This is a genomic window from Sphingomonas sp. AC449 (genome assembly GCF_979253475.1).
The window spans coordinates 549,981-566,288 of the sequence record NZ_CEEDCZ010000001.1 but is presented as its reverse complement, the minus strand read 5'-3'; the positions used below and the strand labels follow the sequence as shown (position 1 = coordinate 566,288).

At 67.4% G+C, this 16,308-nt stretch carries 12 protein-coding genes; 8 read left to right on the top strand and 4 right to left on the bottom strand.

What is annotated here, in order from left to right:
• Positions 1–5: 5 nt before the first annotated feature.
• On the bottom strand, positions 6–875 hold the full coding sequence (galU, locus tag AC0CH3_RS02905; RefSeq protein ID WP_056015459.1) for a UTP--glucose-1-phosphate uridylyltransferase GalU: 870 nt from the start codon (positions 873–875) through the stop codon (positions 6–8).
• Positions 876–1,029: 154 nt separating this feature from the next.
• Here galU and wecB point away from each other — a divergent pair, with 154 nt between their 5' ends.
• From wecB to AC0CH3_RS02890, 3 genes are all read left to right on the top strand, one after another.
• A complete protein-coding gene (wecB, locus tag AC0CH3_RS02900) occupies positions 1,030–2,178 on the top strand; it encodes a non-hydrolyzing UDP-N-acetylglucosamine 2-epimerase (RefSeq protein WP_354301829.1) in 1,149 nt (382 codons plus the stop codon).
• Between the two features lie 11 nt (positions 2,179–2,189).
• Positions 2,190–3,485, top strand: coding sequence for a UDP-N-acetyl-D-mannosamine dehydrogenase (gene wecC, locus AC0CH3_RS02895; RefSeq protein ID WP_056015464.1), 1,296 nt, complete (start codon positions 2,190–2,192; stop codon positions 3,483–3,485).
• Positions 3,486–3,572: 87 nt separating this feature from the next.
• Positions 3,573–7,019, top strand: coding sequence for an amidohydrolase family protein (locus AC0CH3_RS02890; protein WP_465237549.1), 3,447 nt, complete (start codon positions 3,573–3,575; stop codon positions 7,017–7,019).
• A gap of 97 nt (positions 7,020–7,116) precedes the next feature.
• Here AC0CH3_RS02890 and AC0CH3_RS02885 read toward each other — a convergent pair whose 3' ends face one another.
• A complete protein-coding gene (locus AC0CH3_RS02885; protein ID WP_354301825.1) occupies positions 7,117–7,350 on the bottom strand; it encodes a hypothetical protein in 234 nt (77 codons plus the stop codon).
• Between the two features lie 310 nt (positions 7,351–7,660).
• Here AC0CH3_RS02885 and paoA point away from each other — a divergent pair, with 310 nt between their 5' ends.
• The 4 genes from paoA to AC0CH3_RS02865 all read left to right on the top strand — a co-directional run bounded on the left by paoA (position 7,661) and on the right by AC0CH3_RS02865 (position 12,097).
• Entirely contained in the window at positions 7,661–8,302 is a 642-nt protein-coding gene (gene paoA / locus AC0CH3_RS02880; protein WP_354301823.1) for an aldehyde dehydrogenase iron-sulfur subunit PaoA, read from the top strand.
• On the top strand, positions 8,299–9,249 hold the full coding sequence (locus AC0CH3_RS02875) for an FAD binding domain-containing protein (protein WP_354301821.1): 951 nt from the start codon (positions 8,299–8,301) through the stop codon (positions 9,247–9,249). Before paoA ends, AC0CH3_RS02875 begins: the two co-directional genes overlap by 4 nt.
• Before the next feature lie 5 nt (positions 9,250–9,254).
• Positions 9,255–11,456, top strand: a complete 2,202-nt coding sequence (gene paoC, locus AC0CH3_RS02870; RefSeq protein WP_354301819.1) for an aldehyde oxidoreductase molybdenum-binding subunit PaoC — start codon at positions 9,255–9,257, stop codon at positions 11,454–11,456.
• Between the two features lie 116 nt (positions 11,457–11,572).
• Positions 11,573–12,097: a gamma carbonic anhydrase family protein gene (locus AC0CH3_RS02865; protein WP_354301817.1), complete on the top strand. Its 525-nt coding sequence runs from the start codon at positions 11,573–11,575 to the stop codon at positions 12,095–12,097.
• Positions 12,098–12,137: 40 nt separating this feature from the next.
• On the opposite strand, the gene AC0CH3_RS02860 is transcribed toward AC0CH3_RS02865, so the two are convergent.
• Complete coding sequence (locus AC0CH3_RS02860; protein ID WP_465237548.1) at positions 12,138–14,723, bottom strand: M1 family metallopeptidase; 2,586 nt, start codon at positions 14,721–14,723, stop codon at positions 12,138–12,140.
• A 128-nt stretch (positions 14,724–14,851) separates the two neighbouring features.
• Between AC0CH3_RS02860 and AC0CH3_RS02855 the strand changes: the two genes are divergently transcribed.
• Positions 14,852–15,823: an NAD(P)H-dependent flavin oxidoreductase gene (locus AC0CH3_RS02855; RefSeq protein ID WP_333994010.1), complete on the top strand. Its 972-nt coding sequence runs from the start codon at positions 14,852–14,854 to the stop codon at positions 15,821–15,823.
• 3 nt (positions 15,824–15,826) lie between these two features.
• Here the strand turns inward: AC0CH3_RS02855 and AC0CH3_RS02850 are convergent, their stop codons facing one another.
• The gene (locus AC0CH3_RS02850; RefSeq protein ID WP_235532175.1) at positions 15,827–16,261 is read right to left on the bottom strand and encodes a DUF1465 family protein; all 435 of its coding nucleotides are present in this window, start codon (positions 16,259–16,261) and stop codon (positions 15,827–15,829) included.
• Between the last annotated feature and the right edge of the window lie 47 nt (positions 16,262–16,308).

Genomic DNA, 16,308 nt, shown 5'->3' with positions numbered 1-16,308 from the left:
TGCACTCAGCCCAGCAGCGTCTTGGCGAACGCGCGGACGGCAGGCCCGATGTCATCACGCGCCAGCGCGAGCGCCAGATTGGCCTGGATATACCCCGCCTTGTCGCCGCAGTCGTAACGCTGCCCGTCGAAGGTGAAGCCGTGGAACGGCTGGTTGCCGATCAATTGCGCCATCGCGTCGGTCAGCTGGATCTCGCCGCCGGCACCCTTTTCCTGACCCTCGAGGATCCGCATCACCTCGGGCTGAAGGATGTAGCGGCCGGGGATCATGAGATTGGACGGCGACGTGCCCTTGGCGGGCTTCTCGACCAGCGCGGTGACCTCGGTCAAGCGACCATCGATCGCACCCGGCGAGATGATGCCGTATTTGTCGGTTTCCGAATCCGCGACTTCGAGCGCACCGATCACGTTGCCGCCGACCTGGTTATACGCCTCGACCATCTGCTTCATGAAGCCCGGCTTGCCGACCATCAGCTCGTCGGGAAGCAGCACCGCGAACGGCTCGTCACCGACGATCTCGCGTGCGCACCACACGGCATGACCGAGGCCGAGCGGCTCCTGCTGCCGGACGTAGACGGGCGAACCGGGCTTCTGCCGGATGCCGTCGAGGATCGACAGCGACTTGCCGCGCGCGCGCATGGTCGCCTCGAGCTCGAACGAAATGTCGAAATGGTCCTCGAGCGCACCCTTGCCGCGTCCGGTCACGAAGATGATCTGCTCGATCCCCGCCTCGAGCGCTTCTTCGACCGCATATTGGATCAGCGGCTTGTCGACGACGGTCAGCATCTCCTTCGGCATCGACTTGGTCGCAGGCAGGAAACGCGTTCCTAGTCCGGCGACGGGAAATACGGCCTTGCGTAGCGGTTTGATCGTCATTCGGTGCTCCCTTTGGTCTTCCCGTTCCGGCGCACGTCGCGCATCGTCTCGAGCAGTCTGGTATCATCTATCCGCATATCGACGCCGAAACGGCTCGGCAAATCGATCGCGGCAGTTAGCGCGTCATTAAAGACGTTCGGTGTAGGCGAGTTCCATGTCAAAAATACTCGTCATCTTCGGCACGCGCCCGGAAGCGATCAAACTCTTCCCCGTCATCGCGGCCCTCGCGGCACGGCCCGGGCTGTCGGTCCGGACCTGCGTGACGGCGCAGCACCGGGGTCTGCTCGACCAGGTTCTGGCGATCGCCGGACTGGTGCCCGACATCGATCTCGACCTCATGGAACCCGGCCAGACGCTCGACCGGCTGACCGCGCGGCTGCTGGTCGGGCTTGGCGAGGTGATGGATTCCGAACGGCCCGACCTCGTCGTCGTGCAGGGCGACACCGCGACCGCGATGACGGGGGCGCTGGCCGCCTATTACCGCAAGGTCCCGGTCGCGCATGTCGAGGCGGGACTGCGCTCGGGCGACATCCACCACCCCTGGCCCGAAGAGGTGAACCGCCGGATCGTCGCACCGATCGCGATGCTCCACTTCGCACCGACGCAGACCGCCGCCGATGCGCTGCTGCGCGAGAACGTCGCTGCGGAGACCGTCCACGTCACGGGCAATACGGTGATCGACGCGTTGCACTGGACGCGCGACCGGGTCGCGGGGGATCCAGGGCTCGGTGCCGGCCTCGACGCGGTCGTGCAGCGGTTTGCGGGCAAGCGCGTCATCCTGGTGACGACGCACCGGCGCGAGAATTTTGGCGACGGCATGGCGTCGATCGCGCGCGCGATCGCGCGGATCGCCGCGCGCGACGACGTCGCTGTGATCTTCCCCATCCACCCCAATCCCAATGTCGTCTCGGTGATGGACGCGATCCTCGGCGACCGGTCCAATATCGCGCGGATCGAACCGCTCGACTATCCGACCTTCGTGCGCGCGCTGGGTGTCGCGGAGATCGTCCTGACCGATTCGGGGGGCGTTCAGGAGGAGGCTCCCGCGCTCGGCAAGCCCGTGCTCGTCATGCGCGAGACGACCGAGCGCCCCGAAGGCGTCGCAGCCGGCACCGCCAAGCTGATCGGCACGGACGAGGACCGGATCGTTTCCGAAATCTTCACGCTGCTCGACGACAAGGCGGGCTATGCGGCGATGGCGCGGGCGCACAACCCGTTCGGCGACGGGCGGTCGGCGCCAAGGATCGCGGCGATCATCGCGCAGAGGTTCGCACCGACCCTCGCGCCAGCCGGCACTCGTTAGGATCATCGTCCATGCTTTCGGATACTGAAATGACCGTCGTCGTGATGGGGCTCGGCTATATCGGCCTGCCGACCGCAGCGGTGATCGCGCGCACCGGCGCGCGCGTGCTGGGCGTCGACGTCACGCAGCGCGTGGTCGACACGATCAACTCGGGGCGGATCCATATCGAGGAGGTCGATCTCGACGGACTGGTGTCGGGCGTCGTCGCGCGCGGGACGCTGCGCGCCTCGATGACGGTCGAGCCCGCCGACGTCTTCGTGATCGCGGTACCGACGCCGTTCGACGACTCGCATGCCCCCGACATAACCTATGTCCTCAATGCCGCGACGACGATCGCCCCCGTGCTGAAGACCGGCGACACGATCATCCTCGAATCGACCTCGCCCGTCGGCACCACCGAGAAGGTGCGCGACCTGATCGCCACGCTGCGCCCCGATCTGCGCGTGCCCGGGCGGACGGGCGAACAGGCCGACATCGCGATCGCCTATTGCCCCGAACGCGTGCTGCCGGGGCGGATCCTCGTCGAGCTGATCGACAACGACCGCGTCATCGGCGGCATCACGCCGCGCTGTGCGCGCAAGGCGCTCACCTTCTACCGCCGCTTCGTCCGCGGGGCCTGCGTCACGACCACCGCGCGCGCGGCCGAGATGACGAAGCTGACCGAGAACGCCTTTCGCGACGTCAACATCGCGTTCGCCAACGAATTGTCGCTGATCGCCGATACGATGGGGGTCGATGTCTGGGAGGTCATCCGCCTCGCCAACCGGCACCCGCGCGTCAACATCCTCCAGCCAGGCCCGGGCGTCGGCGGCCACTGCATCGCGGTCGATCCATGGTTCCTCGTCCATGCGGCACCCGACCAGACGCCGCTGATCCGCACCGCGCGCGAGGTCAACGACGGCAAGACCGAGCATGTCATCGCGCAGGTCGCGGCGATGATCGACGCACAGCCCGGTGCCGCGGTCGCCTGCCTCGGGCTCGCGTTCAAGGCGAACATCGACGATTTCCGCGAAAGCCCCGCAATGAAGGTCGCCAAGGCGGTGGCCGAGCGGTTCGGCGAGCGCGTCCGGATCGTCGAACCCTATGCCGCGACGCTTCCCCCCGCGTTCGACGGGACGGGCGCGACGCTGATCGACGTCGATACCGCGATCGAGACATGCCCGATCATGGTCGTGCTGGTCGATCACGACGTGTTCCGCTCGATCCCGCTCGAGGAACGCGTGACCAAGACCGTCCTCGACACGCGCGGGATCTGGACCGACCAGCCGCGCCGTGCACCGGGCGACGCGCTCAGGCTCGCGGGATAGGCGATCGCGCATGCGGGCGGTCGCATTTCTGCGTGACCGTGACGATCAATCGGCTAGACCCGTCGCAAACAGGGGGATCGCCGTACCGTGAAGCACCGCGCACTGACCGCACTCGCACTTTGTCTCGTCGCCGAACAGATTTCCGCCCAGAGCGCACCGCCGCCCGCCGCCAGGCCCGTCGAACGGACACAGGCGCCCGAGGACAAGGCGACGGCACCGCTTGCGTCGCCCGCCGGTCCGCTCCCAGCGCCGACGCCGGCGCCGACGCCCGCCGCCACACCCGCACCTGACGCCGCCACGACGCCGCCGGCGACCGCGAAAAGCGACAAGAAGCCGCCTGCATGGGACGTCAACAAGCCCCGCGGCCTGCGCACCCGCGAGGTCCGGATGCAGGTCGACGAAGGCAGCTGGATGAACGTCGACGTCTCGCCCGACGGGCGGCTGATCGCGTTCGACCTGCTCGGCGACATCTACACGATGCCGATCGCGGGCGGCACGCCGACGCGCATCGCCGAGGGGCTCGCCTTCGAGCACCAGCCGCGCTTCTCGCCCGACGGCCGTCGCATCGCCTTCACCTCCGACCGTGGCGGCGGCGACAATATCTGGGTGATGAATGTCGACGGTGGCGACAAGCGACAGGTCACCAAGGAGGATTTCCGCCTGCTCAACCAGCCGAGCTGGAGCCCGGACGGCCGGTTCATCGCCGCCAAGAAGCATTTCACGACCGGCCGTTCGCTCGGCACCGGCGAGATCTGGCTGTACCACGTATCGGGCGGCGGCGGCGTCCAGCTCGTCAAGCGCGCAAGCGAACAGCTCCAGAAGGAGCTTGGCGAGCCGATCTACGCGCCCGACGGGAAGAGCATCTTCTATACGCGCAACGTCTCGCCCGGGCCGATCTTCGAATATGCGCAGAACTCGCGCACCGATCTGTTCGACATCGAGCGCTACGACATCGACAGCGGCGAGGTGACCACCGCGGTATCGGGCGTCGGTGGCTCGGTGCGCCCGACCCCGTCGCGCGACGGCAAGCGGATCGCGTTCGTCCGGCGCGAGAACAACATCACCAAATTATGGGTGAAGGATCTCGCCAGCGGGGTCGAGCGCGTCGTCTACGGTGCGCTTGATCGCGACGTTCAGGAGGCTTGGGCCGTCACCGGCGTCTATCCGGACATGGCATGGACGCCCGGCGACACCGCGATCGTGTTCTGGGCGGGCGGCAAGCTGCGCCGCGTCGCGCCCGACGGCTCGGGCGGCAGCGTCATCCCGTTCCGTATCGACGACACCCGCGTGATCGTCGACGCGGTCCACCCGCAGATCGCGGTCGCGCCCGATCGCGTCACGACACGCATGCCGCGCTGGGCGACGGTTTCGCCCGATGGCCGGACCGTCATCTTCGAGACGCTCGGCAAGCTGTGGACCAAGCCGGTTGCAGGCGGCACCGCGGTCCGGCTGACGCGGGGTTCGGACGAGCTCGAGCTGTTCCCAAGCTGGTCCCGCGACGGCCGCCAGATCGTCTTCGTCGGCTGGACCGATGCGGGGCTGGGCCAGATCCGGACGATCGCGGCGCGCGGCGGGTCGCCGCGGACCGTCACCACGCTGGCCGGGCACTATCGCCGGCCGCGATTCTCGCCCGACGCGCGGACGATCGTCTTCGAGCAGGGCGAGGGCGGCGGCCTGACCGCGGCACGCGGCAACCCCGGCAGCGGCGCCTACCGCGTCGCGGCGAGCGGTGGTGCGCCGGTCCGGATCGCCAAGGACGTCGCCGCGCCGCAATTCGGCCGGAGCGACGACCGCGTCTTCCTGATCGCGACCGAGAAGGACAAGCGTCAGCTGGTCAGTACCGACCTCAGCGGCCAGGACCGGCGCGTCCACGCGTCGGGCGAACTCGTCAACGACTACCAGATTTCGCCGGCGGGCGATTACGTCGCGTTCCGCCAGAATTACGAGGCGTTCGTCATGCCGTTGATCCCCGGCCGGCAGGCGGTCGAGGTCGATGCCAAGGGCGGCCCCCTGCCCGTCACGCGCGTCAGCGGTGATGGCGCCGACTTCATCAACTGGTCGAACGACGGCGCGCAGATCCACTGGAGCGCGGGCCCGACGCTCTACACCGCGACGACCGAGAGCCTGTTCCGTACGCAGCCGGTGCCGAGCGGCGAGGAGGCGCCCAAGTTCGTCGCGCCGCGGACCGGCGTTTCGCTGTCGATGGAGGTCGCCGCCGACAAGGCGACCGGGACGACCGCGCTGACCGGCGCGCGCGTCGTGACGATGGCGCGCGGCGATGGCGGGATCATCGACGACGCGACGATCCTCATCCGCGGCGACCGCATCGTCGCGGTCGGGCCACGTGCATCGATCGCGATCCCGGCGGGCACCAGGACGATCGACGCGACGGGCAAGATCATCATCCCTGGGCTTGTCGATGCGCATGCGCACGGCCCCCAGGGTGACGACGAGATCGTGCCGCAGCAGAACTGGTCGGCGATGGCGAACCTCGCCATGGGGACTACGACGGTCCACGATCCGTCGTCGCGTTCGGCGGAAATCTTCCCCGCCGCCGAGATGCAGCAGACGGGCATGCTCCTCGCGCCCCGGACGTTCTCGACCGGGGAGATCGTCTATGGCGCGAAGGCGCCCGACGTCTACGCGCAGATCGACACCTATGAAGACGCGCTGGCGGTCATCCGCCGCCTCAAGGCGCAGGGCGCGCACAGCGTGAAGAACTATAACCAGCCCCGCCGTGAACAGCGCCAGATGGTCGTTGCCGCCGCACAGGCGGAGAACATGGAGGTCGTGCCGGAGGGCGGGTCGCTGTTCACGCTGGACATGAGCCTCGTCCAGGACGGCAACGCGACCGTCGAGCACAACGTGCCGCTCGAGCATTTCTATGCCGACGTCGTGAACCTCTGGTCGCAGACGACGGTCGGCTACACACCCACGCTGGTGGTGGCGTATGGTGGCCCTGCGGGCGATCCGTACTGGCGCGCGCACAGCGACGTCTGGCGGCATCCGCTGCTCTCGCGGCATGCGCCGCCCGCGCTGCTCGCGGCGCAGAACGCCCGCCGCGAGATCGCGCCCGAGGAGGATTATGTCGACGGCGCGACCGCGCGCGAGGCGGGCAAGCTTGCGGCAAAGGGTGTTCCCGTGGCGATCGGCGCGCATGGGCAGCAACCGGGGCTCGGTGCGCACTGGGAGCTGTGGAGCTTCGTCCGAGGCGGCTTCACGCCGATCGAGGCGTTGCGCGCGGGCACCATCGCGTCCGCGACGTCGCTCGGCTACGCCCGCGACGTCGGATCGCTCGAGCCCGGCAAGCTCGCCGATCTGGTCGTGCTCACCGCCGACCCGACGGTCGACATCCGCAACAGCGACAAGATCGCCCAGGTCATGCTCGGCGGGCGGCTTTACGACGCCGCCACGCTGAACGAGACCGCCACCGGCACGCGCAAGCGGCTGCCTTACTGGTGGGAGGGCGGCAACGGTGGTGCGGACACCGGCGCCAAGATCACGATCGGCCACGGCCATGGCGACATCGACTGACACGCTAAGCCCCGCCGAGCGCGACGCGTTCGGCGGGGCTGCTCGCTCCACTCCCAAATGCCAGCCCTAACCTTTGGAGGCAGCGCGGCGTGACGACCTAACCCGCGCGTCGCGATTTCGCGGCGGCAAGATCCGCTTGCGGCGCCGCGTCGGAGCGTGGTGGTGACCGATCGTCCACCATCATCGAGAGTTCTTGCTGGATCGTGCCGATGCAGTCGCTCACCTTCGCGCCGACCAGTGCATGCCCCCCCTCGTCAGCGATACGCAGCGACTCCTCGAGCAGGAACAGCATAGACCTCAACCGGGCAACAGTCTGCGCATAACCCTGCATTGCCAATCCCCTGCCCGTCATCATGACGCTGTTTATGCAAACGAGACTAGGACCATCCGAGGACTTTGCGAAGCGATTTCGCCACTGTAAAACCGTGTGAAATCCAGTGTTTGCGGTATCAGGCTACAACCGGCGCGTCACCGCCCGCCGATCGCATTTCGACCCCTCCGCGCCGTTTTCCTGATAGCGCGCACGCGATCGGCCACCGTCAAATAAACTACGCCGTTTCAATATCTTCGAGCGAATTTTACGGCAAATGCAACCTACCGTCGGCCGAGCCGTTTGCGTGACAGGGAGCTTTGAAATCAGCATGACTAAAGACGATGGATTCGCCGTTTCGCGCCGCGGCGTGATTGCAGGCGGCGTTGCGACGGCGACTCTCGGCGGTACCGCGGTCAGCGCGCAGACGCAGCCCGCACAGCAGCCCGCCCCGACGACGATGCCGGTGACGTTCAAGGTGAACGGTCGCAACACGAAGATCGATGTCGACACGCGCACCACGCTGCTCGACGCGCTGCGCGAGACGATGCGGCTGACCGGGACGAAGAAGGGCTGCGATCACGGCCAGTGCGGCGCCTGCACGGTGATCGTCGAGGGTCGCCGCATCAACAGCTGCCTGACCCTGGCAGTGATGCACGAAGGCGACTCGATCACGACGATCGAAGGGCTCGGGACGGAGGAAAAGCTCCACGCGATGCAGACTGCGTTCGTGAAGCATGACGGCTATCAGTGCGGCTATTGCACGCCTGGCCAGATCTGCTCGGCAGTCGCGACGCTCGACGAGATCAGGGACGGCATTCCCAGCCACGCGACGTCCGACATCGCCGCGAAGCCCGGTGTCACCACGGCGGAGCTCAAGGAGCGCATGAGCGGCAACATCTGCCGCTGCGGCGCCTATTCGAACATCATCGACGCCATCCATGATGTCGCCGGTACGGAGCGCACGGCATGAAGGCGTTTACCTACGAACGCGCAAAGACCCCGACCGAGGCAGCCAGTGCAGCGGCGCGCAATCCCGGGGCCAAGTTCATCGCGGGCGGCACCAACCTGCTCGACCTGATGAAGCTCCAGATCGAGACGCCGCAGCATCTGATCGACGTCAACGGCCTCGGCCTCGACAAGATCACGCCGACCAGCGACGGCGGGCTGCGGGTCGGTGCACTCGTCCGCAACACCGATCTCGCCGCGGACAGCCGCGTGCGGACCGACTATGCCGTGCTCAGCCGCGCGCTCGTATCGGGTGCGTCGGGCCAGTTGCGCAACAAGGCGACGACCGCGGGCAATCTGCTCCAGCGCACGCGCTGCCCGTATTTCTACGACACCACGAAGCCGTGCAACAAGCGCCAGCCCGGAACGGGCTGTGCCGCGATCGGCGGTTTCAATCGCAACCTCGCGATCATGGGAACGAGTGATGCCTGCATCGCCACGCACCCCAGCGACATGGCGGTCGCGATGCGCGTTCTCGATGCCACCGTCGAGACGGTCGATGCAGCAGGCAAGGCACGTGCGATTCCGATCGCCGACTTCCACCGGCTTCCCGGCACGACGCCCAACATCGAGACTGCGCTCGCCCCCGGTGAATTGATCACCGCGGTCACCTTGCCCAAGCCCATCGGCGGGACGCACATCTATCAGAAGGTCCGCGACCGCGCATCCTACGCGTTCGCGCTGATCTCCGTCGCGGCGGTGATCCAGCCCGGCAATCGTGGCCGGCTTGCCTTTGGCGGGCTTGCGCACAAGCCCTGGCGTGTCGAGGCCGCGGAAGCACAGCTCCCCGCGGGCGCAAAAGCCACGGCCGCCGCGGTGCTCGCCGGTGCGCGCACGACCTCACAAAATGCATTCAAGCTGCCACTGGTCGAGCGAACGATCGGTGCCGTGCTCGAAGAAGCGAAGGCCTGATCGCCATGAAGTTCGATACACCCGCAACGACCAACCCGATCGACCGCATGACCGTCATCGGCAAGCCGATCGACCGGATCGACGGCAAGCGAAAGACGACGGGCACCGCGCGCTATGCCTATGAGCGCAACGACGCCGCGCCAGACGCGGCCTATGGCTATATCGTCGGATCGGCGATCGCGAAGGGCCGGATCGACAGCATCGACGTGACCGACGCAAAGGCCGCACCCGGCGTGCTGGCGGTCGTGACGCACGAGAATGCGGGCAGGCTCGCCAAGGCCAAGGCGCATACCGCAAACATGCTCGCCGGCCCCACCGTCCAGCATTACGATCAGGCCGTCGCGATCATCGTCGCCGAGACGTTCGAGCAGGCACGTGCGGCCGCCAAGCTCGTTCGCGTCGGCTATGGCCGCAGCAGCGGATCGTTCGACCTCGCCGCATCGCAGTCGAGCGCGGTCAAGCCCAAGGACGGGACGCCCGACACCGCCGTCGGCGACTTCGCCGGCGCGTTCGCCAAGGCCCCCGTCAAGCTCGATCAGCGCTACACGACGCCCGACCACAGCCATGCGATGATGGAACCCCATGCGACGATGGCCGCCTGGAAGGGCAGCAAGCTGACGCTGTGGACTTCGAACCAGATGCTCAACTGGGCGGTTCGCGACATGAGCGAGACGTTGCTGATCCCCAAGGAGGACATCCGCGTCCTGTCGCCGTTCGTCGGCGGCGGGTTCGGGTCGAAGCTGTGGATCCGCAGCGACGCGGTGATGGCCGCTCTGGCTTCGCGGGCGATCGGTGGCCGCGCGGTCAAGGTCGCGCTGACGCGTCCGCAGATCATGAACAACACCACGCACCGTCCGGCGACGATCCAGCGGCTGCGGATCGGCGCGCAGAAGGATGGCAAGATCACCGCGATCGCGCATGAAAGCTGGTCCGGCGATCTCCCCGGCGGCGGGCCCGAGACGGCGGTGAACCAGACCCGGCTGCTTTATGCCGGGGCGAACCGGATGACCGCGACGCGGCTGTCGGTCCTCGACCTGCCCGAGGGCAATGCGATGCGCGCGCCGGGCGAGGCGGTCGGCCTGCTCGCGCTCGAAATCGCAATGGACGAGCTTGCCGAGAAGCTGAAGATGGATCCGGTCCAGTTGCGGATCGTCAACGACACGCAGGTCGATCCTGAGAAGCCGACGCGCCAGTTCTCGCAGCGCGATCTCGTCGGGTGCCTCAAGACCGGCGCCGAGCGCTTCGGCTGGTCCAAGCGCAACCCCGTCCCCGGGCAGGTGCGCGAAGGCCGCTGGCTGATCGGCATGGGCATGGCATCGGCGTTTCGCGACAACGTCGCGATGAAGTCCGCGGCGCGCGTCGGGATCGACAAGAAGGGCATCGTGACCGTCGCCACCGACATGACCGACATCGGCACCGGCAGCTACACGATCATCGCGCAGACGGCGGCCGAAATGATGGGCGTACCCGTCGACAAGGTCGTCGTGCTGCTCGGCGACAGCAGCTTCCCCGTCTCGTCCGGGTCGGGCGGTCAGTGGGGTGGCAACAGCTCGACCGCCGGCGTGTACGCGGCGTGCAGCGCGCTGCGCGACAGCATCGCGCGCAAGCTGGGCTTCGATCCGGCCGCCGCGGTGTTCGAGGGCGGCAAGATCCGCGTCGGGGACCGCAGCGCCTCGATCGCCGACGCGGCGGGTGACGCCGGGCTGTCCGCGGAGGAGACGATCGAGTTCGGCGATCTGACCAAGACCTATGCGCAGGCGACCTTCGGCGCGCATTTCGTCGAAGTCGCGGTCGACTCGGCAACGGGCGAAGTGCGCGTCCGCCGCATGGGTGGCGCGTTCGCCGCGGGGCGTATCCTCAATCCCAAATCCGCGCGCAGCCAGGTCATCGGCGCGATGACGATGGGCGTGGGCGCCGCGTTGATGGAGGACGCGATCGTCGACAAGCGGTTCGGCTATTTCGTCAATCACGACATGGCCGAATATCATGTCCCCGTGCATGCCGACGTGCCGCATCAGGACGTGTTCTTCATGGACGAACTCGATGAGAAATCCTCACCGATGAAGGCCAAGGGCGTGGGCGAGCTTGGTATCTGCGGTGTCGGCGCGGCGGTTGCCAACGCGGTCTACAATGCCTGCGGCGTCCGCATCCGCGAATATCCGCTGACGCTCGACAAGGTGATCACGGGAATGCCGCAGGTCGCCTGACCTCACTACCCGTCCCAACCCGACCGCCGTATCGCAGCCCCGTCGCCGACGGGCAGCGATACGGCGGTTTCGTTTTGATCGTCGGTGCGGCAGGAGGGCGTTGAGGAGAATCCGGCATGCCCCTATACGCGCTTGGCGATAAACGCCCGACCTGCCACCCCGGCGCCTGGATCGCCCCCAGCGCGGACGTCATCGCCGACGTCGTGCTCGGCGAAGACTCCAGCGTCTGGTTCGGGGCAGCGATCCGCGGCGACAATACGACCATCACGATCGGCGCGCGCAGCAACGTGCAGGAGGGCGCGGTGCTGCACTCGGACCCCGGCGCGCCGCTGACCGTGGGGGAGGATTGCACGATCGGTCACCGCGCGATCCTGCACGGCTGCACGATCGGCGACGGATCGCTGATCGGCATGGGCGCGATCATCCTCAATCGTGCGGTGATCGGCGAGAACTGCATCGTCGGCGCCGGCGCGCTGGTGACGGAGGGCAAGGTCTTTCCCGCCGGCAGCCTGATCGTCGGCAGCCCGGCGCGCGTGGTGCGCGCGCTCGACGACGCCGCGATCGCGCTGCTCGCCGTGTCGGCACGGCACTATGTCGACAAGGCGCGCGCCTGTGCGTCGGGATTGACCCCGATCGCGTGACGCCCCCGGTCCGGCCTGGACCGGACCGGGAGCTGATCGCTTATTGCGCCACCCATTTCGAGACGGCGGGCTGCAGCTGCGCAGCCGCCGCCTTGCGGACCGCGATTGCCGACAGCGACCGCGTCACCCCGCCCCGCGACGAGGCGGCCAGATATTTGTCCGCATAGGCCGTGATCTTGCGCGGCATCGCCGGATCGTTCGACCCTGCACCCAGTCCGACGATATATCCCGCGCGCGAGCTGTCCTCGATGAACCCGTCGACGAGCGTCCGGTTCGCCACCGCCCAGTCGAATGCGAGATCGGGATGCGAGCCCGCCACCGCACGCAGCAGGCCGGCCTTTTGCGGCGCACTGATCGTATCGGTCTTGAGCAGGTCGAGCGCGCGGCCGGCGATCGCGGGATTCCGCGCGGCGCCCAGCAACGACACGAACCGGTTCTTCGCGACCGGGTTCTTCTCCGCCTTGGTCAGCGCGAGCAGCGCGTCCCATTCCGCCGGTGTCGCGTTCACCGCATAGGTCGACAGGATCGGCTGGCGGATCGACGGCGGGATCGCGGTGGGATCGGTTGCGAGCGCCGCGACATAGCGCCGCGCGCGGTCGGCCACACCGGTGTCGCCGTTGACGCCGAGCCGTCCGACCAGCGTCTCGCGCAGGTTGCTCGTCAGCGGCGATTCGCCCGGTTTCGGCTCGAACCCGATCTGCGTCAGCACCGGCGAGAGGATCTTCACCGACCGCGCGCGCAGCGGCGCCTCGAGCGGCGTCTTGTCGTACAGCCCGGTGATCCGCCCCAGCGCGCCCGCGACCGAGGACCATTCAAGCGGATCCGAGGCCGGCCCGACCTTGGCCATCACGTCGAAATAGCGCGACAGGTCCTGATAGCCGCCCGCCGCGAGCGCGAAATCGTCGCCAAGCGTCCCCAGCCGGTCCGCCAGGTCGAGCTTTGCATAATCGCGGACGATCGCGGCATGCCCCGCCTCTTCGTACATCACGCGCGTATAGCTGCCCTTGCCGCGGTTCAGCACGACCGTACCGCATCCCTTGATCGTGACGTTCGACGGCGCGGTGCCCGTCACGATCGTCGACGTCTGCGCGCCGCCGAGCGTCCCGACCACCAGCGGGACGTGCCACGTCTGCGGCACGCGCGAAGCGGCGTCGAGGCCGAACCGCCCCTGCGTCATCGTCGCCGTCGTCGTGCCGCCCGCGCAGCGCGCGCCCGTCATCGTCACCAGCGGCACGCCGCCCTGCAGCGTGAAGTCGTGCGCGATCTCGGCAACGGGCTTCCCGGCGGCGGCGGACAATTCGGCCCAGAGCTGCTCGGTGACGGTGTTGCCGTATTTATACTTGGCCATGTAGCTGCGGATGCCCTTGCGGAACACGTCGGGCCCGAGCGTCGATTCGAGCATGCCGATGACGGCCTGGCCCTTCGAATAGGTGATGCCGTCGAACGCCTCGCCGATCTGGTCGACCGTCTCGATCTTGCGGATGATCGGATGCGTCGCGGCGGTCGCATCGATCCCCATCGCCCCTTCGCGCTCGCCCGAGACCGCGGCGGCCTCGGACTTCCACGCCGGCACCAGATCGGCGCTCGACTTGCCCTCCATCCATGATGCGAAGCCCTCGTTCAGCCAGAGGTCGTCCCACCATGCCATCGTTACCAGGTCGCCGAACCACTGGTGCGCCATCTCGTGCGCGACGACGGTATAGATGCGCTGTCGGCCGCTCTCCGTCGCCCGCTTCGGATCGAACAGCAGCTCGTTTTCGAAATAGAAGATCGCGCCCCAATTCTCCATCGCACCGAAGAACTGGCTCGACCCCGGGCCTGCGATCATGTCCATCTTGGGCAGCGGGTAAGGCTGGCCGAAATACTCGTTGTAATAGGCGAGCAGAGTCTTCGCCGAAGCCAGCGCATAGTCGCCCTGATCGACGACACCCTTGCGGCTGATGATGCCGATCTCGACATTGCCCGCCATCGCAGTCTTGCGTTCCATGTCGCCCATGCCGAGGAACAGCAGATAGCTCGACATCAACGGCGTCTCGGCGAACCGGTAGAGCTGCGTCCCGTCGGCCTGTTTCGTAATCGCGCTCGCCGGCATGTTGGAGAAGGCGAGCTGCTGCTCCGGCGCGACCGCGGAGAGGCGGAACTTCGCCTTGAATGCGGGCTCGTCCCACATCGGCGCGAAGCGGCGCGCGTCGGGCGCCTCAAACTGCGTCGCGAGCATCCGCGACGACGAGCCATCGGTATTGGTATAGTCGATCGCGAAGAGCCCCGCCGCCGACTGGTTGATCTTGCCCGTCCACGCGAACGAAAGCGTGTGCCGCCCGACGCTTGCCGCCTTGGGCAGCGTCACCGTCAGCCGCTGTGCCGCCGCGTCGGTCTTGACGCTCGCCGGGCGCCCGTCGAACGTCGCGGTACCGATGGTGAGATCGGCGGCATTGAGCTGGATCGTCTGCGTCGCCTGTTTCACGTCGATCGTCACGCTCTCGGTACCCGTGAAGGTCATCGCCTTCGCATCGGGACGGATCTGGATATCGTACACCAGCGGAACGACGGTGCGGGGCAACTGGCCGGCGGCAAGCGCGGGCGCGGAAACAGTCAGCCCGAGCAGGGCGGCAACGGCGGATTTCATGAAAGGGGACGCTCCGTAAGTCGTGATGTCATGGGTGTACGCCTTTGCTGACACAGCGCAATTACGCGCGCAAAATACGCCTGCGCTGACCGCTGGCATTGCCGTTTCGGGTGCGCTATGAAATCGCCATGACCGTACCCGCCATTCTAAAGAGCCTCCGCCTGCCCGTCATCGGGTCTCCGCTGTTCATCATTTCCGGGCCGGAACTGGTGATCGCGCAGTGCAAGGCGGGGATCGTCGGATCATTCCCGGCCCTCAATGCGCGCCCGCAGACGATGCTCGACGAATGGCTGCACCGGATCACCGAGGAACTCAGCGCGCATAATCGCGCGCACCCCGAGCGCCCCGCCGCACCGTTCGCGGTCAACCAGATCGTCCACAAGTCGAACGACCGGCTCGAGCGCGATCTGGAGACCTGCGCGAAATGGCAGGTGCCGATCGTCATCACCTCGCTCGGCGCACGCGAGGATCTCAATACCGCGGTACATGGCTGGGGCGGCATCACGCTGCACGACGTGATCGACGACCGGTTCGCGCGCAAGGCGGTCGAGAAGGGTGCGGATGGCCTGATCGCGGTCGCGGCGGGCGCGGGCGGTCACGCGGGACGTCTGTCGCCGTTCGCGATCATCCAGGAGATCCGCCAGTGGTTCGACGGACCGCTCGCGCTGTCGGGCTCGATCGCGACGGGCGACGCGGTGCTCGCGGCGCAGGCGATGGGTGCCGATTTCGGCTATATCGGATCGCCGTTCATCGCCACGACCGAGGCGAATGCGGATCCCGCCTACAAGGCCGGGATCGTCGAGGGCCGGGCGGCGGACATCGTCTATTCGAACCTCTTCACGGGCGTTCACGGCAATTACCTGCGCGCCTCGATCGTCGCGGCGGGGATGGACCCGGACGCACTGCCCGAGGGTGATCTCAAGACGATGAACTTCGGTGCCGGCGCCAATGGCGAGGGTGGATCCAAGCCCAAGGCGTGGAAGGACATCTGGGGATCGGGTCAGGGGATCGGGGCGGTCACCGCGGTGGAAAGCGTGGCCGATCGGGTCGATCGGCTCGAGCGCGAATATCGCGCTGCCAGAGCCCGCCTCTCGCTCTAGCGATCAGAGCGCCAGCCCCAGACGTATCTGCATCGACAGCGCGGGGCTGGTCGCGCGCGCCGGCGTCAACAGCGCCTGCTCGATATGCGACAGGCGGCGGTGCAGGTCGATGCTCGCCTCGACAAGTCCGCGCGCCTTCGTCGGCAGCGCGTCGAGCATCGCTTCCTCGGTCCTCGCGGCCGTGCCGAGCCGGTGCGACGGCTTCGCCGCGTCGTCCGCGTTTATCTCGCCCGCGAGCACGGCCTTCTGCGTCAGCAGCCACGCGATCACGTGCATCAGCCGGGTCGTCAGCTTGAGCGATTCACAACTGAACGCCACCCGCACGAACGGATCCAGACCACCGCGGTCGCCTCGGTCGGGCTCGTCGAAATAGCTGCGCGCCTCATCGGCCAGCAGCATCGCCTCTTCGTACAGCGCGTCGATCAGTCTTCGGTGCAAGGGTGCGTGATGCGGTCCACGAATCATCGAAGACGAGTGGCACGGCC

Excerpts from the sequence above, each read along its gene's own strand:
- AC0CH3_RS02865 (WP_354301817.1), top strand. The coding sequence starts at position 11,573 with ATGCCCCTATACGCGCTTGGCGATAAACGCCCGACCTGCCACCCCGGC.
- paoC (WP_354301819.1), top strand. The coding sequence starts at position 9,255 with ATGAAGTTCGATACACCCGCAACGACCAACCCGATCGACCGCATGACC.
- AC0CH3_RS02885 (WP_354301825.1), bottom strand. The coding sequence starts at position 7,350 with ATGCAGGGTTATGCGCAGACTGTTGCCCGGTTGAGGTCTATGCTGTTC.
- AC0CH3_RS02860 (WP_465237548.1), bottom strand. The coding sequence starts at position 14,723 with ATGAAATCCGCCGTTGCCGCCCTGCTCGGGCTGACTGTTTCCGCGCCC.
- wecB (WP_354301829.1), top strand. The coding sequence starts at position 1,030 with ATGTCAAAAATACTCGTCATCTTCGGCACGCGCCCGGAAGCGATCAAA.
- wecC (WP_056015464.1), top strand. The coding sequence starts at position 2,190 with ATGCTTTCGGATACTGAAATGACCGTCGTCGTGATGGGGCTCGGCTAT.
- paoA (WP_354301823.1), top strand. The coding sequence starts at position 7,661 with ATGACTAAAGACGATGGATTCGCCGTTTCGCGCCGCGGCGTGATTGCA.
- galU (WP_056015459.1), bottom strand. The coding sequence starts at position 875 with ATGACGATCAAACCGCTACGCAAGGCCGTATTTCCCGTCGCCGGACTA.
- AC0CH3_RS02875 (WP_354301821.1), top strand. The coding sequence starts at position 8,299 with ATGAAGGCGTTTACCTACGAACGCGCAAAGACCCCGACCGAGGCAGCC.
- AC0CH3_RS02855 (WP_333994010.1), top strand. The coding sequence starts at position 14,852 with ATGACCGTACCCGCCATTCTAAAGAGCCTCCGCCTGCCCGTCATCGGG.